The following is an 18,531-nucleotide window of genomic DNA, read 5'->3' on the forward strand; positions in this document are numbered from 1 at the left end:
CACGACAGGCCCTCCTAAGTTCAAAAAGTCGTAGCAGAATTTCTCATTGCGAAGCGAAATGATGTAACGCCTCAAATGGCAGAAATCGCCACTTTGCTAAGAGTAGACACAAATCATTTGAGAGAACGCGGGACAAACCGCCCGGGGTTGCTACTTTGGCGGTGTGAGTAACATTCAATTTAAGATTTCCCCAGTTTGGCCGACTCTCAACGTTCCGCCTTTAGCAACCTCAACATAGACACCCATGTCCGTATGACCCATCAACACCCGAATTTGATAGGGTATCTTCATGTCCCGCTCGGCCGTTTCCGGGTTCACTTCAGTGGCTGCACACCTTTTCGTGCGTGAAAGTATCTTTAACTCAACATCGCCAAATCTGAAAACTGATCCAGTTTCATCCAACTCAGAAAACGGAGGTAAACCGTCCATCTCGATATTCGCCCGGAAGCGCGCTGGGTGGATTTCTGCGTTCAGTTTTTCACCCAACTTTTCCACAGACGCCAAATTTAAAACGGATATCGCGTTCATCATTTTGGGTGATACGACAGACACATCTGTAAACCGATGAGGAGCCGACGAAACGAATATTGGCGGTTCGGGATCTTTTAAGCCGATCTCTGAAGAAAGGAAATTTGACGCATTTTTCCGATCTTCTACAGCTTGCATGTTAAAGCTGTGTGTTTTGCCGCTCGCTTTGATCACAAGATCTTGGGTCTCAATATCAAAATTCGTCTTAACACCTGCCAGAGCGGCCTCATTTAATAGAACAACAAAGCGATCTTTCGGCAGAGGCTGAGGGTTCTGTGCGTTAAATCCGGAGTTGTAGCGCGCGAACCCGAAAAGGCGATCACCTGGAATCCCCTCCCCTGCTCGCAGCGTCACGGTTTGCATAGGCTCGGCACTCAATCCTTTAATTGGATAGCGGTTCAATCTGACGATAGAGAGTGTGTTCATACGTCTGCACCTGACCAAACGAGTTATACACGTTCCCGAGTGGTCCGCGCTATTTGACGCTACCTCCAATTCTCAAAGGTATCGACCAAATAATCTGTGAGTGCTTCAGCAGAGGGTTCGCTAAACGCGTTGGCCGCATGATGGCCGCGATTGTAGGCTGTGCCAATTTTAGTCGATAGAGCCATTTAATACCTCGCTGACGAGAATAGATGCGTATCAAGAAAAATAAACAAATTCTCATATAATCAACGACTAAGAAGCGAATTGAACGTTCCTCTCCGCCTTTTTGAGGTACGAACCTCAAATATTTCTGGACTTGAGGTGCGTACCTCAAATAGCCTTATAGACATGCCGCGATTCGCACATCCTCGAATGACGGCGCAAAAAAGGGAGGAATGGATGACTTACACAAAACTGGCTTCGGCCAGCGCAATAGTCCTTGCCGCTACTACTCTTTCTACCAAGGCAAATGCTGAAGACCTGACGCTCTGTTGGGCTGCATGGGACCCGGCCAACGCGCTTGTTGAGCTATCAAAAGAATTCGAAGCAGAATCCGGCCACACGATGAACTTCGAATTTGTTCCCTGGCCAAACTTTGCCGACCGGATGCTGAACGAGCTGAACTCCGGCGGGAAGCTCTGCGACCTGTTGATCGGAGATAGTCAGTGGATCGGCGGGGGCGCTGAAAACGGCCATTATGTAAAACTGAATGATTTCTTCGATGCCGAGAGCATCAGCATGGACGATTTCGCGCCGGCAACGGTTTACGCCTATTCGACATGGCCTAAAGGTACTCCGAACTACTACGCATTGCCCGCAATGGGGGATGCAAACGGCTGGTTCTATCGCAAGGACTGGTTCGAGAATCCGGACATCCAAGCTGCGTACAAGGAAGCAACAGGGCAAGATTTGCGTGAACCTCAGTCTCAGAAAGAATTGCTGCAAATCGCGCAGTTTTTCCAGGGTCGTGAGATCGATGGAAAGACGGTCTACGGTGCGGCGATCTTTACTGAGCGTGGGTCCGAAGGGATCACCATGGGTGTGACCGGAGCGCTCTATCCGTGGGGCTTCAAATATGAAAACACGCCAGGATCCTACGATATGGAGGGTGCCGTAAACTCGCCCGAAGCAGTCGAAGCGCTAGAGTTTTACAAAGAATTCTACAAAACAGCGACACCCCCAGGATACACAAACTCCTACATGGGAGAGAGCTTGGACGCCTTTAAGTCCGGTCAGGTCGCCATGGCTATGAACTGGTTCGCGTTCTTCCCGGGTCTCTATGCCGATCCCAATACCGGTGGTGACAAGATCGACTTCTTCGTGAACCCACCACAAAATCAGGCAGGCTCGACACTGGGCGGACAAGGTATCTCTGTTGTCAGCTACTCTGACAAACAGGACGCCGCGCTTGAGTACATTAAGTGGTTCGCGCAGCCAGAAGTTCAGGCCAAATGGTGGGAACTAGGCGGCTACTCAGCACATAATTCGGTGCTGGAAGATCCTGGTTTCGTAGACAGCCAACCGTTCGCCGGTGACTTCCTGGAAGCAATGGCCGGGGTGCAGGATTTCTGGCAAGAGCCTGCCTACGCGGAACTGCTGCTGGCAATGCAGAAGCGCATCCACGACTACGTGGTTGCCGACCAAGGCACAGCTCAAGAAGCGCTTGATCTTCTGATCGAAGATTGGACGGAAGTCTTCGAAGACGAAGGCAAGCTTTAGTCCGGACACAGGCAGGAGCGGGTGCAAACCCGCTCTACCTTCACCCGTGAGTCCTAAACCAACAAGAACTGGCAAAGAGATGTCTGACAGGACCGTAGATCGCGTTGCGCAGGCAACGCCCGAGCGAGTTGCGCGAAAAATTCGGGGGTTATCCGACCGCGCGATCGCCTGGGTATTCATCTCCCCAACGATATTTCTACTGCTGGCGATCAATATCTTCCCTTTGATCTGGACCATCCAACTGAGCTTTACCAACTACAAGGCCAACCGGATCGGCCGTGAAGTCAAAGATGTCGGGTTCAGGAATTACGAGCGCATCCTGACAGACTCGGACACATGGCTGAACATGCAGGCCACCGCACATTTCCTGTTCTGGACGATTTTTTTTCAAGTCCTGATCGGATTTACTCTGGCGTGGTTGATCAACAAGAAATTCAAGGGCAATGATCTTTGGACCACGATCATCGTGCTGCCGATGATGCTGTCCCCGGCCGTTGTCGGAAACTTCTGGAAGTTTCTCTATCAGCCTCAGATCGGCCTGTTTAACTACATCGTATCGTGGTTTACCGGCAAAGACCCGTCGAGCTTTGAGATGCTCGGGTCCGTAACGCTGGCGCCCTGGTCCATCGTGATTGTCGACACCTGGATGTGGACCCCCTTCGTGATGCTCATCTGTCTGGCCGGGCTGCGCAGTATTCCCGATTACATCTACGAGGCAGCTGAGATCGACAGGGCCAGCAAGCTGCGCCAGTTCTTTACGATTACCATCCCGATGGTCCTGCCATTCCTCATGTTGGCGGTGCTGTTTAGAGGGATCGAGAACTTCAAGATGTTCGATCTGGTGGTGCAACTGACAGGCGGCGGGCCAGGGTCTGTTACGGAGCTGACCTCCATCAATTTGAAGCGCGAAGCCTTTGAGAAATGGCGCACGGGTTATGCCTCGGCCTACGCGATCATCCTATTCGTCACCGTATTCGGCCTTGCGTCGATCTACGTCAAAGCCCTGAACAAGGTGAAACAGAGATGAGCAGTTTTTCCGTCACTGAACCTTCGAACCGGTCCAAGTGGATCGCAGGCTTCCTCGTTATTACTTACGCGCTGATCACGATGATCCCGCTGGTTTGGATTTTGCTGACCGGCTTCAAATCGCCCGCCGATGCGATCAGCTACCCGCCCAAGGTTGTCTTTGACCCAACGCTTGAAGGCTACGTCAATCTATTCACCACGCGCACGCGGCAGACGCAGGAATTTCTGGAAGCCAACCCGCCACAGAACTGGGCCGATGAGATCGTGCGCGAATACGACATGGTGATTGTCGGGCCATCAAAGTTCGGTGAGCGTTTTATGAATTCGGTTATCATCGGATTTGGCTCAACGTTCTTGAGTATCTTCCTTGGCACGCTAGCCGCTTATGCGTTCAGCAGGTTTAAAGTCCCGCTTAAGGACGACCTTCTGTTCTTCATCCTGAGTACAAGGATGATGCCCCCGGTCGCGGTCGCAATTCCGATCTTCCTGATGTTCAGAAACCTCGGGTTAAGCGACACGCATCTGGGAATGATCCTGCTGTACACGGGTGTGAATATTTCCCTGGCGGTCTGGTTGCTGAAGGGTTTCATCGACGAAATCCCAAGAGAGTACGAAGAGGCCGCCCTCATAGATGGCTACACGAGGTTTCAGGCATTCTACAAAGTGGTGCTGCCCCAAGCCGCCACGGGCATCGCGTCAACTGCGATCTTCTGCCTGATCTTCGCCTGGAATGAATACGCGTTTGCCGTACTGCTGACATCCGCAAACGCGCAGACTGCACCGCCCTTCATCCCGACCATCATCGGTATTGGCGGTTTGGATTGGCCTGCCGTGGCGGCTGGTGCCACGATCTTCCTGATTCCGGTCATGATTTTCACCATCCTGATGCGCAAACACCTGCTGCGCGGGATCACATTCGGAGCGGTGCGCAAATGAGCGAGTTTCTATCAGGATTAATGCGTTTTCGCCGAGGCCCATGGGAGATGGTCGCGACCATCCTCATCGCGGTCGGCGTATTTATGCTGATGCAACCGTTCGTCCTTTGGGCGTTCACTTATTCCTTCATCGTTACGCTGATCGGAACTGTCATGTTCATCATCGTCAGCCATTTTCCGGAGTAGAAATGGCCCAGATCGTTGTCAAAAACGTAAAGAAGATGTTCGGCGATTTCACCGCTGTGCGGGAAAGCTCGTTCACGATTGAAGATGGTGAATTCTTCATGCTGCTTGGTCCATCGGGCTGCGGCAAAACAACGACGCTGAGGATGATCGCAGGCTTGGAGCTTCCAACATCGGGTGAGATCTATCTCGACGGCGAAGAAATCAGCCAGCGACCCCCATCAGAGCGAGACATTGCATTCGTGTTCCAGATGTTTGCGCTGTATCCCCACATGAACGTGCGCAAAAATATCAGCTACCCCCTGATATCGCAGGGCATGCCGCGTGCTGCTGTAAAAGCCAAAGTAGAAGAAGTCGCGGGAATTCTGGGGATCAACGACATCCTCGATAGCCCGGTAGGTGGACTGTCAGGTGGCGACCGGCAGCGCGTGGCGCTGGGCCGCGCGATCGTTCGCGAACCCAAGGCATTCATGATGGACGAACCGTTGGGTGCCTTAGATGCCGAGTTTCGAGAACACATGGCCGAAGAGTTACGCGCGCTTCATGACCGAATGGGCGCAACCACTGTTTACGTGACACACGACCAGTTGGAAGCCATGCAAATGGGCGACAAGATCGTAGTGATGAACAACGCTGTGATTGAGCAATTCGGCACACCTCAGGAAATCTACGACAAACCAGCCACAATGTTCGTTGCAGATTTTATCGGGTCCCCTTCCATGAACTTCCTGCCGTTTCAAGGAAAGGTCGCGCCTGACTCGGAAATGGTTCGACTAAATGGCCATGACGAAGCCGTGCCCAAACTGATGGAGGGGGCGGAAGGTGACTTAGTTTTTGGGGTTCGCCCTGAGCATGTTTTTCTATCGGATGCGAGCGCCTACAGAGCCAAGGTTCTGGCGACAGAATATTTGGGAACCACCCAGATCGTGACGCTGCAAAGCCCGAACGGAGAGCTGAAAGCCCGGATTGATGCGCGCGAAGTCGTAAATCCCGGCGAGACGGTGGGGTTAGAGTTCCGCTCACCCGCAGTAACACTGTTTGAAAAGGCCACCGGACGCGCGTTGAGGTCCGCTCTGAACGACGAGGTACTAAGTAATGGCTGAAGTCGTTTTAGAGAATATCTCGAAGTCATTCGGCAATCTAAAGGCGGTGGATGATATCTCAATGACGATCCCCAACGGCGCCTTTGTGGTGCTATTGGGTCCAACGGGCGCGGGAAAGACAACGACGCTGAGATTGATATCCGGACTTGAGAAACTGGATTCTGGAACCGTTCGCATTGCTGGACGGGATGTTGGAATAGAAACGCCAGCCCAGCGCGATGTGGCTATGGTTTTCCAGCAATACTCACTGTACCCGCATATGACAGTGCGGGAGAACCTGTCTTTTCCTCTGAGGTCGCCGATCCTGAAGACGCCAGAGGATGAGATCAAGAAGAAGGTTAACGAAGTTGCGGACATCCTCCAGATTCCGCACAAGTTGAACAACAAAGCGACTGAACTGTCTGGCGGTGAAATGCAGCGCGTTTCAATTGGACGAGCGCTGGTGCGAGACCCCCAGATATTTTTGATGGATGAACCCCTCAGCTCTTTGGACGCCAAGCTTCGGGCGGATTTGCGGGTCGAATTAAAAAGAATTCAGGCGGATCTGGGATCGACCTTGCTATACGTGACCCATGATCAAGTCGAAGCCATGACAATGGCGACGCATATCGGCGTTTTGGAAAACGGCAGGCTGGTTCAGTACGGAACACCCCGGGACATCTATGAAAACCCCGGTAGCGTTTATGTCGCCAGCCGGTTGGGACTGCCGCGGATCAACATTCTGCCTTCCGAGCTGTTCGGAGGCAATCACAAAGGTCCGCAAATAGGTCTTCGCCCGGAAAACATCATCGAAGGAGAAGGCAGCGAAGCGCGGGTAATACGCGCAGAGCATCTGGGGGATCAAACGCGGCTACACCTGGACCTGAACGGTCACCCGGTTGTGACCTTGATTGATGTACATCAGGATTATCCATCTGGAAAACTTATAAAAATCCGCCCACACAACCCGTTGTATTTTGACGCGTCCGGCGCGCGCGTGAATTAAGGAGCAAAAGCATGGCCCAGTTCCTCAACACAAAAGAAACTTTGGTTACAGAGGCCATAGACGGTCTTCTGGCGTCTTCCGGAGGGCAACTGACCCGGTTGGACGGTTACCCGCACATCAAGGTTGTTTACAGGTCGGATTGGGACAAGTCGAAGGTCGCCCTGGTTTCTGGCGGGGGGTCTGGTCACGAACCCGCCCATGCAGGTTTTGTTGGCGCCGGTATGCTGACAGCCGCGGTGTGCGGGGAAGTGTTTGCATCCCCGTCAGTCGAGGCGGTTCTGGCGGGCATTCTTGCGGTCACGGGTGAGGCTGGGTGCCTGCTTATCGTCAAAAATTACACCGGTGATCGGTTGAACTTTGGACTGGCAGCTGAACGCGCCCGTGCATTGGGCCGCAAGGTAGAGATGGTCGTTGTCGACGATGACATCGCCCTGCCCGACCTTCCGCAACCACGTGGCGTGGCGGGTACGTTGTTCGTTCACAAAATCGCCGGAGCGCTTGCTGAAGACGGTGCTGACCTAGACACCGTTACAAATGCTGCAAGAAGCACCATTGCGAAGGTTGTCAGCATCGGTATGAGCTTGGACACCTGTACCGTTCCGGGATCTCCAAAAGAAGACCGGATCGCCCCCGGGAAAGCAGAGCTTGGCTTGGGTATTCATGGCGAGCCCGGTGTACAGCAAGTCGAGTTCTCAAATGCTGTATCGGCTATGTCCACAGTGGTGGAGAAGCTGAAGCAAAGGGTGGGGTCCGGGGATTGCGTGGCGTTGGTCAACAACCTGGGTTCTACAACTCCGCTAGAAATGGCTGTCCTTACGCATGCGTTGTCCGAAACTGGTTTTGCCCACCATATCATTGGCCCGGCACCCATGATGACGTCGCTGGATATGCACGGGTTTTCGGTTTCCATTCTGCCTGTGGATCAGGACGATTTGTCAGCCCTTGAAACACCCGTTGATCTGGCCGCATGGCCCGGGGTCGATTCCATCGGCCCGATCAAAGTGGCACCATTGCCTGATGGCCTGACCCCTATCGATCCAATTCCTTCTAACAATCCCACCACAAGGGAAACGATCACCCGGTTGTCTGAACTGCTCATCAACGCAGAGAAGAACCTCAACGAACTGGACGCGAAATCTGGAGATGGCGATACAGGAAGCACATTGGCGACTGCCGCAAGAGCATTGCAAGGTAGCCTTGACCGCATGCCGCTTGCTGATCTGACACAACTGTTTCCGGCGTTGGGCAATGAGTTAAGTCAGACAATGGGTGGTTCTTCCGGCGTGATACTCGCAATCTTCTTCAACGCAGCTGGAGATGCCTGTGCGAGCGGAGCATCGGTACCGAAATCTCTCGTCGAAGGACTGAATCGCGTCAGCCAGGTTGGGGGTGCCAAGGTCGGTGACAGGACAATGATTGACGCCCTAGCACCGGCACTTGCCGCGCTGCCATCTGGTCTGACGCATGCGGCCGAGGCTGCCCGCAAAGGCGCGAACAACACCGCAAATATTCGACGTGCTAAGGCAGGCCGCGCAGCCTATGTTCCCGAAGAAAACCTTGTTGGACATAACGATCCCGGCGCTGAGGCTGTTGCTTTGTTGTTTGAAGGCTTAGCGCGGGAGATTGAGGGCTGAAGAACACGTGGAAGACCAAAAACAAAAACTAGAATTGGTGAAAAAGCCAACCGTTAATGACATCGCGCGCGTTGCGGGTGTTAGCCTAGCGACTGTTGACCGGGTCTTGAACAGACGCCCCGGCGTGCGGGCGGTGACCGTACAGAAAGTACAAAAGGCGATTGATGAGCTGGGGTATGTGCGCGACACGGCCGCGGCCAACCTTGCGCGTAACCGAGTTTACAACTTCCTCTTTGTTCTGCCGGACACGGACAACGAGTTTGTGGAGGCAATCAGCAGTCAGATCGCAGAACAATCACGCGACCAATTTATCGAACGGACTCGCATTGCAATAAAGAAGGTTGCTCCGTTTGAGCCCCAAGATATCGTCAACATTCTGGATGCTGTAGACAGTTTGGATGTAGACGGAGTCGCCGTTTTCGGGCCCGAAACGCCTTCTGTCCGGGATGCTGTTAAAAGGCTCAGGGACAAAGGCGTTCCGGTTGTTGCCCTGGTGTCTGACTTGCCGAGTTCTGAACGAGACCACTTTGTCGGTATTGATAACGTTTCGGCAGGACGAACCGCCGCTCAGCTAATGGGGCGATTTGTGCATCGTGACGGCAAGGTCTTGGTACTTACAGGATCCCGTTTGGCACGTGACCACCTCGAACGACGTCAAGGCTTTGACCTTGTTGTGGCTGAGGAATTTCCGCACCTCGAAGTCGTAGCATCAGTCGAGGGCCGAGATGACCCGGATCTGATTTACAGGATGATGCCCGAAATATTTGAAACCTATCCAGATCTGGTCGGAATATACTCGTCAGCAGCGGGTAACGCAGGCCTGATTCAATTCCTTTCAGAAAACAAGCTCAGCGAAGATCTGGTGATCATAGCTCATGAGCTTACACCGCTCAGTCGTGAGGCGCTCACGCTCGGTACATTTGACGCTCTGATCTCGCAAGACACTGGGCACATTGTACGTTCAGCCGTCCGCCTGCTGCGTGCGACTTCGGATAAGGTTCCGTTCAACAAAGCGCAGGAACGTATCCGCATCGACATCTATCTGAAGGAAAATTTACCGCCATAGAGGCTCAGGTTTTGGGGAGGAGATTTTATGAAGACGATCAAAGGTCCAGCTTTGTTTCTTGCGCAATTTGCGGGGGACGAAGCGCCGTTCAATTCGTGGGACGCGATCACTAAATGGGCAGCTGACTGTGGATACAAAGGCGTTCAGGTGCCCAGTTGGGACGGCCGGCTGTTCGACCTGGAACAGGCCGCGTCCAGCACCGGTTACTGCGATGACTTCAAAGGAAAAGCCAGGGACAATGGTGTCGAAGTTACTGAACTTTCAACGCACCTTCAGGGCCAGCTTGTGGCCGTTCACCCGGCCTATGACAGTGCATTTGACGGCTTTGCGGCCGAAAGCGTCAGAGGGAACCCGAAAGCCCGGCAAGAATGGGCAGTAGACCAGGTCAAGAAAGCGCTATCAGCTTCGAAAAACTTGGGTATTTCTGCACATGCGACATTCTCGGGCGCGTTGGCATGGCCTTATGTCTATCCTTGGCCGCAGCGCCCCGCCGGCTTGATTGAAACGGCGTTTGATGAGCTTGCGCGTCGTTGGGTGCCAATCCTTGATCACGCCGAAGACTGCGGCGTTGATGTATGCTACGAAATCCACCCCGGAGAGGACCTCCACGATGGTGTGACGTACGAGATGTTTCTGGAACGGACGGGAAATCACCCACGGGCCTGCATGCTATACGACCCGTCGCACTACGTGCTGCAATGCCTCGACTATCTGGACAATATCGACATCTATAAAGATCGGATCCGGATGTTCCATGTCAAAGATGCCGAGTTCAACCCAACCGGGCGGCAAGGTGTTTATTCCGGGTATCAAAGCTGGGTTGATCGGGCTGGGCGGTTCCGGTCGCTTGGTGATGGCCAAGTGGATTTCGGTGCGGTCTTCTCAAAAATGGCCGCGAATGACTTTGATGGCTGGGCTGTGGTCGAATGGGAATGCTGTCTCAAACACCCCGAGGATGGCGCGCGTGAAGGCGCTCAGTTTGTATCAGATCACATCATCCGTGTGACCGAGAAAGCCTTTGATGATTTCGCTGATAGTGGCGCCGACGAAGCCGCCAATCGTAAAATGCTGGGGATTGAGTGATGGTCACAGGACGGAGTGAAGAAACCTCGGGCCGCATTCGGCTTGGCATGGTTGGCGGCGGAAACGACGCCTTCATAGGGGGTGTTCATCGCATAGCTGCACGACTGGACGACAAGTTCGAGCTGGTCGCCGGTGCTTTGTCTTCGACGCCAGAGAAATCCATGGAAAGTGGGCAGGCATTGGGGCTCGAACGGGTCTATGAAGACTTCAAACAAATGGCAATCAGGGAAGCTCGGTTGAAATCTGGAATCGAGGCGGTCTCAATCGTCACGCCAAATCACGTTCACTATGCAGCCGCGCGTGAGTTCCTGAAGCGCGGTATTCATGTCATTTGTGACAAGCCACTCACCTCGACTCTTGCCGATGCAAAAAAACTGGTCAAAGCAGCAGAAAGCGCGAATGCCCTATTCATTTTGACCCACAATTACACGGGCTATCCGTTGGTTCGGCAGGCGCGTGAAATGGTCGCTAACGGAGATATTGGCAAGATCCGCGTGGTTCAGGTCGAATACCCTCAGGACTGGCTGACCGAGCAGCAGGATTTCAAACAGGCTGAGTGGCGAACCGATCCCGAACGCTCGGGCGCGGGTGGATCAACCGGTGACATCGGAACTCACGCTTACAACCTTGCTTGTTTTGTAACCGGGCTGACGGCGGAAAGCTTGGCGGCGGACTTGCAGGCCTTTGTGCCGGGGCGAAAAGTCGATGACAACGCGCACGTGTTGCTTCGCTTCGAAGGCGGAGCGCGGGGTATGCTGTGGTCTTCTCAGGTGGCTCCCGGCAATGAAAACGCACTTCGTTTGCGCGTCTATGGTGAGAAAGGTGGGTTGGAGTGGTCTCAGGAAGATCCCAACTACCTTTGGTTCACGCCATACAATGAACCCAAGCGGCTGATCACCCGAAATGGAGCTGGAGCGGGCGATGCTGCCAATCGGTTGAGTAGGGTCCCTCCGGGCCATCCAGAGGGATATCTTGAAGGTTTCGCCAATATCTATGGAGAGGCTGCTGAGGCAATCCAAGCTTTCCGAGGCGGGATTTCACCTGATACTTCGGTTGTCTATCCAACGGTCCATGATGGACTCAATGGTGTAAAGTTTGTAGCCGCATGCGTGCAAAGCTCTTCAAGGAATGCGGCTTGGGTCAAGTTAGAGTAAAGTCTGGCTGTGGGAAAAGAGCGGACATCTTAGAGGGTGCTGTCAAACGAATTCGAACCAGTCTCAGTTTGCGGCGGAAACCGCGAAACTATCCGGAACAAAGTTGACGCCACTCGCTAAGAGCGGCCGCGCGGGTCAGCTTGAAGGTGTCTCGACTGGCTAGCGATCTTTCCTGGTTGAAGTGGTTGTAGACAGAGGAATGGACGGCGCCGAGCTTCTGCAAACTTCGCATCCGCCTGAAACGCTGCATCGCGCGTTCGCGTCGTCGAAACGGCAGGTGCGAATTCTCGATACGGTTGTTGAGCCACCCGCCCGTCTGTTGCTTTTCAAGCGCGCCCATTTCTCTGAGCGCAGCCTTGTAGGAAGCGAAGCGATCTGTGACGATCTATTCGGCGCAACCGTGCCGCTTCATCATTTTCCTGAGGAATTTCAGTGCTGCAGCTTTGTTTCGGCGCTTCGTGACAACGGCTTCCAGCACCTCGTCTTCGTGATCAACAGCCCGCCAAAGATAATGCCGCTTACCATTCACCTTCACGAAAACCTCGTCCGCGTGCCACTTCCATCTGGAGTATGCTCTCAATTGCTGAACACGCTTTCTTCGGATCTCAGAGGCAAACATCGGACCGAACCTGTTCCAACAGTAGCAGTCGGTTTCGTGGCTCACGTCGATGCCTCGCTCGTGCAACAAGTCTTCGACATTCCGAGCGAGAGCGGGAAGCGGATGTACAGCGTTACCGCAAGACGGATGTTATCGGGACTGGTTTTGAAGTATTTGAAAGAGGCAGGTCTGGTCATGGGCAAAAGCTATGCAACACCCCTGCCCCGCTCAAGACACGTTCTTCTGACAAGACCCCAACCCGATCCCCACCTCCGGTCCATGTTGATCCGCGCCATGGCTGCACCCGTGATCTGAAAGCTGGAGTTCAACTGATGGAAGTTGCGCGGCGTGAAAGCGTCCCCGGCGCTTTCATCCTTGCCCGTGCTCAGCTCGCGTTTCTCTCACCGAAGATTCAGGCCGCGCTTCTCAACGGCACCCAGCCGCCCGAACTTACACTCAAGCGTCTGGTCAGCGTGACCCACCCACTTGATTGGTCCGAACAGGAACGCCTGTTCGGCTTCTGACATCTCCAGATCCTGCGTCCCTGATACAGACTTCGCCCTCCCTGATCCGGCGGAACAATTCCCCGTTCGCACGAGAAAATTACCTGCTCCACCTTTTAGGGAATTTGCAACATTAACCCCCTGTAAGACATTCAGTTCTGACAGGTGAAATTACTGAACTCAGACCCGTTTCACAAAAATTCCCTTTGAATTGCCGGATATCAGGGAAATCCTGCCCAAAGCGATCCCACCAAAATGCGGCACTGAGACTGGGGCCTGAATCGTGATCCGAGTGTACGAACTGCTCCGACTCTGATTGAAAGCGCATGCGTCAACTCGCGGGAATTGCGGAACAATTCCGGGTCAAAAAACACAACTGAAGTGAGACAGGTATGAGTGGCGGTGCTGTCAGACGAATTCGAACCAGTCTCAGTTTGCCGCGAAAACCGCGAACCTATCCGGAACAAAGTTGACGCCACTCGCTAAGAGCGGCGGTGCGTGTCTGCTTGAAGGAGTCTCGGCTGGCTAGCGCTCTTTCTCGTTGAAGTGGTTGTACACGGAGGAATGGACGGAGGCGAATTTCTGTAGACTTCGCATGCGCTTGAAACGCTGCATCGCGCGTTCGCGTCGTCGAAACGGCAGGTGCGAATTCTCGACGCGGTTGTTTAGCCACCTGCCCGTCTGTTGTTTTTCGAGAGCACCCAAATCTCTAAGGGCAGCCTTGTAGGAAGCGAAGCGATCTGTGACGATCTCTTCGGCGCAGACGTGCCGCTTCATCAATTTCTTGAGAAATTTCAGTGCTGCAGCTTTGTTACGGCGCTTCGTTACAACTGCTTCCAGCACCTCGCCTTCGTCATCCACAGCGCGCCAAAGATAATGCCGTTTGCCATTCACTTTCACAAAGACCTCGTCCACGTGCCACTTCCATTTTGAAAAGGTTCGGAGTTGCTGCACACGCTTCCGTCTGATCTCAGCGGCGAACATCGGGCCAAACCTGTTCCACCAATATCGGACAGTTTCGTGGCTGACATCGATACCTCGCTCGCGCAGCAGATCTTCGACATTCCGAAGCGAGAGTGGAAATCGGATGTACAGCATCACCGCCAGGCGGATGATTTCGAGGCTGGTTTTGAAGTATTTGAAGGAGGCAGGTTTGGTCATTCCTAAATGCTATGCAACCACCCTGCCCCGCTCAAGCAAAGTTCTTCTGACAAGACCCTTCGGATCTCTGATGCAAACATCGGGCCGAAACTGTTCCACCAGTATCGGACAGTTTCGTTGCTCACGTCGATGCCTCGCTCGTGCAGCAAGTCTTCGACATTCCGAAACGAGAGCGGCAAACGGAAGTACAGCGTCACTGCAATGCGGATGATCTCGGGACTAATTTCAAAGAATTTGATAGAGGCAGGTCTAGTCATGGCAAAAGCACGCGACCGCTATGTCCCGCTCAACCAAAGCTCTTCTTACAAGACCTCTCGACAAAGGCTGGTATAGTCTTTTGCTACACCGTGTCTTTCGTAGTTTGCCTCAATACCAAGCGCGTTGAAGTCCGCGTGTGTTGTGCTGGCGTGGCACCATCCTGCAACCACAGCAAAACAGTGTCCGCAACTTGTTTTCCAAACTCAGAGACGCCGCAGTGTACGGTAGACAAAGCTGGCCAGCATTCTGATGCTTCCTTGATGTCGTCGAAACCGACAATCTGAAACTCCGTGCCAATCTTTACTCGAGTTTCATGGCAGGCATTAATCATCCCAAAAGCAACAAGATCATTGAAACAGACTGCGGCATCGCACGCAGGATGCTCTTTGAAGAGGTTGACCGTTGCTTCATGTCCAAATGATCGGCTGGATTCCCCTGTTTTTACAATAGGCTGCAAGTGGTTGTCTTTCATCGCACTGATATAGCCGGACAGTCTTTCCTGAGTGACTTCGGCACCATCCAGACCACCGACAAAGGCGATGTTCCGCGCGCCCGTTTCGATCAGATACTGCGTTGCCGCGCGTCCACCCTCTGCGTAATCAGGGGCGATAAAGGGAAATCTGCCTGTTTCGCTTTCAACCTGTCGCAAGACTTGCATCAACGGAATGCCAGCTCGCTCTACCGCGGAGAGGGTGTTTGTGACATCGCCATAAGCAGGCGATAGGATCAAAGCAGAAACACCGTGCTCAAGCATCGCTCCCACCACCTGATCCTGAAGTTCGGGGTCTTCGTTTGTGTTCGCCAATACGACCGCATAGCCTCGGGACGCCAGCGCCATCTGCAACGAAGTCGCAAACTCGGTGAAAAACGGGTTGGTCAGGTCGTTTATCACCAAACCTATTAGCGCCGCTCCTGTGGATCGCAGATTTGCCGCCGATCGGTTATAGACATACCCGGTCTCTTTCATCGCGGTATGGACGAGCTTGCGTGTCTCCGGCTTCACCTGCGGACTGCCCTGCAACACAAGGCTTACCGTCGACTTGGAAACGCCCGCCGAGTTGGCGACATCTATGATCGTGGGTCTTCGCATTCAGATTATTGTTCAACTCCATGCAAGCTGAGAAGCGTGGCCATCCGTGCTTTAGCCAGTTCAGGGTCTGAGAGTAAACCGGCCTGATCCGCCAATCTGAACACTTGCGCGTAGTGGCAGATGTCACGGCTGGATTGGAACCCACCCGGCATGATGAAATGGGACTGGGCTCCGTTCAGCCATGCCAGATAGGCAATCCCGGCTTTGTAGAACCGCGTCGGAGCCTTAAAAATCTCTCGACTGAGGGGAATAGTCGGTGCGAACAGCGCGTTGTAGCGATCCATGTCGCCCATTGCCAACGCCTCAAGCGCCTGGCTGGCGGCGGGGGCGATAGCAGCGAAAATGCCGAGCAGAGCGTGGGAAAAATGCGCTCCATCCCCAATAATAAGCTCGGCGTAGTTGAAATCGTCACCAGTGTAGAGGCGCACGCCGTCCGGCAAACGTGCGCGAAAGTATTCTTCATGTGCCTGATCCAACAAGGATATTTTTATCCCATCAACCTTGGCGGGATTTTCGTTGATCAGGGACAGTACAAAGTCGCTGGCCGCGTCGATATCCGTGCTACCCCAATAGCCCGTCAATGTAGGATCGAACATATCGCCCAGCCAGTGCAGGATTACAGGCTCCGCAGCCCCATCGATCAGCGCGCGGTATACATCATGGTAGGTGTCCGGACCTGCCTTGATCGATGGGAAGGCGCGTGACGCCATGAGGATCAATTGTCCTCCGGCGGCTTCGATCGCCTCGGCCTGATGCTCGTAGGCTGACAGGATTTCACCTGCTGTGTTCAACGCGCTTAGAGGCAGGTGATCAGTCCCTGCCCCACAAGCCACCCGAGGCGACAACGTATGCGCCTGCGCAGCCTTCATTGTGCGCTGGATCAGCTCCAGCGCGGTCTCCCAATCGACGCCCATACCCCGTTGTGCGGTATCCATGGCTTCGGCCAGACCCAGCCCCTGATCCCAGAGTCCCTGACGAAATCGCAGGGTCGCTTCCCAATCAACTGCGGGACGCCCATCCCAGGGATTACGTTCCGCCAGCGGGTCTGAAACCACATGAGCCGCCGCAAAGGCCGTGCGCGTCAGAGGCACCTGCGGCTTGCGCGGTACTAACGGCTTTCCGGTCAGCGCATAGGGTTCCAGCTGCCCCTCAGGATTTGGCAAAATCAATTTCACTGTCTCAAACCTCCAAATCCAGAACCAGAATGCCGTCGATGCCACCCACGGCGTTCTCAACCAGTTGCGCGCCCAGCGCTTTGTGCGTTTCGTTGTTCTGATAGGCCTCCAGCACGCCCCAATCGTTGAAGTCGATCACGAACCCATGCATGTATCCGCGTTCGATCTGCTCGGGGCTCTCACTGCGGCCCCCGGTAAACCCGCTGGCCCCGGGAAGGGCCTTGGACACGTCCTCGAGACCTTTGTAGATGGCTCCGATTGTCTCCTCGGTCACGTCGGCGCGGAATTTGGTCAGTACGATATGGCGGATCATTTTTAGAAACCCTGATCTTGTTTGATCATGTCGGAAGCTTTTTCCCCGATCATGATTGTAGGTGCATTGGTGTTCGATGAATTCACTGTCGGCATAATCGACGCATCCGCGACGCGAAGCCCTTCGATCCCATTGAACCGCAGGCGCGGGTCCAGAACGGCTTCGGCATCGCTGCCCATACGACAGGTACCAGCGCAGTGGTGCGATGTTTTGGAGTGTACACAGATATAATCGAAATACTCCTGCTCGGTCCGCACGTCCGGGCCCGGCAAACGTTCTGCCAAGATGTACGGCTTCAACGCATCCTGAGCGAGGATGTTCTGCACCAGCTTCAGGCCCCGAATGGACATCTCGCGATCGTAGGGATCCGCCAGATAGTTGGGATCTATCAGCGGCATCATCGCAGGGTCCGAGCTTTGCAATCGGACGGATCCGCGTGACCTGGGTCGCAGAAAACAGGCGTTCAGTGTAACCCCACCGTTGGGCATCGCCTCGACCCCTGCCTCAATGCCGGTACCAAGCCCTAGATGCATCTGAAGGTCCGGCGAACGCGCATCCGGGTCTGCGTACCAGAACCCACCCGTTTCGAACAGGCTGGACGCGACCGGTCCCTTGCGGGTGAAAAGGTATTGCAGGCCTGCAAAAGCTGAAAGGTGCAGCTTAGCAAAACGGTCGTAGGTGTGCGGGCCGGTCACTTCGCAGATGGAATACAAATCCAGATGGTCCTGCAAATTCGCGCCCACCTGCGGCTGATGAAAAACTGCGTCGATGCCAAGGCTGTCCAAATGATCCGCCGGTCCAATTCCCGACAGTTGCAACAAGCGCGGCGAACCGATGGCACCTGAGGACAGAATGACCTCGTTCGCGGCGGAGATCTTGTCCCCGTTCATCATCTCGACACCAGTCGCCCTGCCCTTGTCCACCATAATGCGGCGGGCCTGTGCGCCAGTGCGCACTGTCAGGTTCGGGCGGCTGCGGTTCGGCGCGATAAACGCCATCGCAGCAGAGGATCGTCGCGCATTGCGCTGGGTCAGCTGATAGTACCCCGCTCCATCTTGTTTGGCCCCATTCACATCGCGTGTTTCAGGAATCCCCACTTCCCCAGCGGCCTTGATGTAGGCATCGCAGATTGGCAAAGGGGCTGCGGGCATGGACACGCCCAGCGGTCCGCCCTTGCCGTGAAATTCGTCGTCGTAGGTGTCGTTGTCTTCGGACTTTTTGAAATAGGGCAGCACGTCGGCATAACTCCACCCCTCGCACCCCATCTGTCTCCAGTCATCGTAGTCCTGAGCTGCACCCCGCGTGTAGATTTGCGCGTTAATTGCAGAGCCTCCGCCGATCACCTTGGCCTGGGTGTAGTTGAAGACCTTGTTCTGCATGTGCTTTTGCGGAACCGTGGACCAGCCCCAGCTGCCGATACCCTTGGTCATCTTCGCGAACCCGGCTGGCAGGTGAAAGAACGGGTGACGGTCGGTGGAGCCAGCCTCTAGCAACAACACACGCGTCGATGGTTCTTCCGAAAGACGCGCAGCGATCACCGAGCCTGCCGAGCCGCCACCAATGACAATGAAATCATATCCTTCAGACATTC

Annotated in this window: 16 protein-coding genes and 3 pseudogenes; 11 read left to right on the forward strand and 8 right to left on the reverse strand. The window is 54.2% G+C overall.

The features are described 5' to 3' along the window. Positions 1 to 174 precede the first annotated feature (174 nt). Positions 175 to 954, reverse strand: a complete 780-nt coding sequence (locus tag ACR0EN_RS05630) for an MOSC domain-containing protein (protein WP_170819494.1) — start codon at positions 952 to 954, stop codon at positions 175 to 177. A 399-nt stretch (positions 955 to 1,353) separates the two neighbouring features. Here ACR0EN_RS05630 and ACR0EN_RS05635 point away from each other — a divergent pair, with 399 nt between their 5' ends. From ACR0EN_RS05635 to ACR0EN_RS05680, 10 genes are all read left to right on the forward strand, one after another. Next, positions 1,354 to 2,673 carry an extracellular solute-binding protein gene (locus ACR0EN_RS05635; protein ID WP_170399683.1) on the forward strand — a complete coding sequence of 440 codons (1,320 nt, stop codon included), beginning with the start codon at positions 1,354 to 1,356 and terminating at the stop codon, positions 2,671 to 2,673. Positions 2,674 to 2,752: 79 nt separating this feature from the next. Beyond that, complete coding sequence (locus ACR0EN_RS05640; protein ID WP_170819495.1) at positions 2,753 to 3,700, forward strand: carbohydrate ABC transporter permease; 948 nt, start codon at positions 2,753 to 2,755, stop codon at positions 3,698 to 3,700. Then, positions 3,697 to 4,635: a carbohydrate ABC transporter permease gene (locus ACR0EN_RS05645; RefSeq protein ID WP_170819496.1), complete on the forward strand. Its 939-nt coding sequence runs from the start codon at positions 3,697 to 3,699 to the stop codon at positions 4,633 to 4,635. The genes ACR0EN_RS05640 and ACR0EN_RS05645 overlap by 4 nt, the downstream gene beginning before the upstream one ends. Next, positions 4,632 to 4,820 carry a hypothetical protein gene (locus ACR0EN_RS05650; RefSeq protein ID WP_170399676.1) on the forward strand — a complete coding sequence of 63 codons (189 nt, stop codon included), beginning with the start codon at positions 4,632 to 4,634 and terminating at the stop codon, positions 4,818 to 4,820. The genes ACR0EN_RS05645 and ACR0EN_RS05650 overlap by 4 nt, the downstream gene beginning before the upstream one ends. 2 nt (positions 4,821 to 4,822) lie before the next feature. Next, entirely contained in the window at positions 4,823 to 5,920 is a 1,098-nt protein-coding gene (locus ACR0EN_RS05655) for an ABC transporter ATP-binding protein (RefSeq protein WP_170403464.1), read from the forward strand. Then, entirely contained in the window at positions 5,913 to 6,905 is a 993-nt protein-coding gene (locus ACR0EN_RS05660; protein WP_170819497.1) for an ABC transporter ATP-binding protein, read from the forward strand. The genes ACR0EN_RS05655 and ACR0EN_RS05660 overlap by 8 nt, the downstream gene beginning before the upstream one ends. Positions 6,906 to 6,916: 11 nt before the next feature. Then, a complete protein-coding gene (locus tag ACR0EN_RS05665; RefSeq protein WP_170626548.1) occupies positions 6,917 to 8,539 on the forward strand; it encodes a dihydroxyacetone kinase subunit DhaK in 1,623 nt (540 codons plus the stop codon). 37 nt (positions 8,540 to 8,576) lie between these two features. Further along, complete coding sequence (locus ACR0EN_RS05670) at positions 8,577 to 9,605, forward strand: LacI family DNA-binding transcriptional regulator (RefSeq protein WP_480437991.1); 1,029 nt, start codon at positions 8,577 to 8,579, stop codon at positions 9,603 to 9,605. A gap of 27 nt (positions 9,606 to 9,632) precedes the next feature. Then, entirely contained in the window at positions 9,633 to 10,688 is a 1,056-nt protein-coding gene (locus ACR0EN_RS05675; RefSeq protein WP_170819498.1) for a sugar phosphate isomerase/epimerase family protein, read from the forward strand. Beyond that, entirely contained in the window at positions 10,688 to 11,842 is a 1,155-nt protein-coding gene (locus tag ACR0EN_RS05680) for a Gfo/Idh/MocA family protein (RefSeq protein WP_170598749.1), read from the forward strand. Before ACR0EN_RS05675 ends, ACR0EN_RS05680 begins: the two co-directional genes overlap by 1 nt. Positions 11,843 to 11,930: 88 nt before the next feature. Here ACR0EN_RS05680 and ACR0EN_RS05685 read toward each other — a convergent pair. Then, positions 11,931 to 12,637, reverse strand: a pseudogene (locus ACR0EN_RS05685) (IS6 family transposase). A gap of 135 nt (positions 12,638 to 12,772) precedes the next feature. On the opposite strand from ACR0EN_RS05685, the gene ACR0EN_RS05690 reads away from it, so the two are divergent. After that, entirely contained in the window at positions 12,773 to 12,964 is a 192-nt protein-coding gene (locus ACR0EN_RS05690; protein WP_480585607.1) for a hypothetical protein, read from the forward strand. Between the two features lie 433 nt (positions 12,965 to 13,397). Here the strand turns inward: ACR0EN_RS05690 and ACR0EN_RS05695 are convergent. The 6 genes and pseudogenes from ACR0EN_RS05695 to ACR0EN_RS05720 all read right to left on the reverse strand — a co-directional run bounded on the left by ACR0EN_RS05695 (position 13,398) and on the right by ACR0EN_RS05720 (position 18,529). Beyond that, a pseudogene (locus ACR0EN_RS05695) lies at positions 13,398 to 14,104 on the reverse strand (IS6 family transposase). Positions 14,105 to 14,160: 56 nt separating this feature from the next. Next, a pseudogene (locus ACR0EN_RS05700) lies at positions 14,161 to 14,361 on the reverse strand (IS6 family transposase); the annotation flags it as partial. A gap of 83 nt (positions 14,362 to 14,444) precedes the next feature. Next, positions 14,445 to 15,452: a LacI family DNA-binding transcriptional regulator gene (locus tag ACR0EN_RS05705; RefSeq protein WP_170612585.1), complete on the reverse strand. Its 1,008-nt coding sequence runs from the start codon at positions 15,450 to 15,452 to the stop codon at positions 14,445 to 14,447. 5 nt (positions 15,453 to 15,457) lie between these two features. Next, positions 15,458 to 16,627 carry a dihydrodipicolinate synthase family protein gene (locus ACR0EN_RS05710; protein WP_170626375.1) on the reverse strand — a complete coding sequence of 390 codons (1,170 nt, stop codon included), beginning with the start codon at positions 16,625 to 16,627 and terminating at the stop codon, positions 15,458 to 15,460. A gap of 4 nt (positions 16,628 to 16,631) precedes the next feature. Then, positions 16,632 to 16,940: a Dabb family protein gene (locus tag ACR0EN_RS05715; protein WP_170424020.1), complete on the reverse strand. Its 309-nt coding sequence runs from the start codon at positions 16,938 to 16,940 to the stop codon at positions 16,632 to 16,634. Positions 16,941 to 16,942: 2 nt separating this feature from the next. Next, the gene (locus ACR0EN_RS05720) at positions 16,943 to 18,529 is read right to left on the reverse strand and encodes a GMC family oxidoreductase N-terminal domain-containing protein (RefSeq protein WP_170626376.1); all 1,587 of its coding nucleotides are present in this window, start codon (positions 18,527 to 18,529) and stop codon (positions 16,943 to 16,945) included. Positions 18,530 to 18,531: the final 2 nt, after the last annotated feature.

Source organism: Ruegeria sp. AB7 (genome assembly GCF_056542625.1).

Excerpts from the sequence above, each read along its gene's own strand:
- ACR0EN_RS05630 (WP_170819494.1), bottom strand. The coding sequence starts at position 954 with ATGAACACACTCTCTATCGTCAGATTGAACCGCTATCCAATTAAAGGA.
- ACR0EN_RS05635 (WP_170399683.1), top strand. The coding sequence starts at position 1,354 with ATGACTTACACAAAACTGGCTTCGGCCAGCGCAATAGTCCTTGCCGCT.
- ACR0EN_RS05640 (WP_170819495.1), top strand. The coding sequence starts at position 2,753 with ATGTCTGACAGGACCGTAGATCGCGTTGCGCAGGCAACGCCCGAGCGA.
- ACR0EN_RS05645 (WP_170819496.1), top strand. The coding sequence starts at position 3,697 with ATGAGCAGTTTTTCCGTCACTGAACCTTCGAACCGGTCCAAGTGGATC.
- ACR0EN_RS05650 (WP_170399676.1), top strand. The coding sequence starts at position 4,632 with ATGAGCGAGTTTCTATCAGGATTAATGCGTTTTCGCCGAGGCCCATGG.
- ACR0EN_RS05655 (WP_170403464.1), top strand. The coding sequence starts at position 4,823 with ATGGCCCAGATCGTTGTCAAAAACGTAAAGAAGATGTTCGGCGATTTC.
- ACR0EN_RS05660 (WP_170819497.1), top strand. The coding sequence starts at position 5,913 with ATGGCTGAAGTCGTTTTAGAGAATATCTCGAAGTCATTCGGCAATCTA.
- ACR0EN_RS05665 (WP_170626548.1), top strand. The coding sequence starts at position 6,917 with ATGGCCCAGTTCCTCAACACAAAAGAAACTTTGGTTACAGAGGCCATA.
- ACR0EN_RS05675 (WP_170819498.1), top strand. The coding sequence starts at position 9,633 with ATGAAGACGATCAAAGGTCCAGCTTTGTTTCTTGCGCAATTTGCGGGG.
- ACR0EN_RS05680 (WP_170598749.1), top strand. The coding sequence starts at position 10,688 with ATGGTCACAGGACGGAGTGAAGAAACCTCGGGCCGCATTCGGCTTGGC.
- ACR0EN_RS05690 (WP_480585607.1), top strand. The coding sequence starts at position 12,773 with ATGGAAGTTGCGCGGCGTGAAAGCGTCCCCGGCGCTTTCATCCTTGCC.
- ACR0EN_RS05705 (WP_170612585.1), bottom strand. The coding sequence starts at position 15,452 with ATGCGAAGACCCACGATCATAGATGTCGCCAACTCGGCGGGCGTTTCC.
- ACR0EN_RS05715 (WP_170424020.1), bottom strand. The coding sequence starts at position 16,940 with ATGATCCGCCATATCGTACTGACCAAATTCCGCGCCGACGTGACCGAG.
- ACR0EN_RS05720 (WP_170626376.1), bottom strand. The coding sequence starts at position 18,529 with ATGTCTGAAGGATATGATTTCATTGTCATTGGTGGCGGCTCGGCAGGC.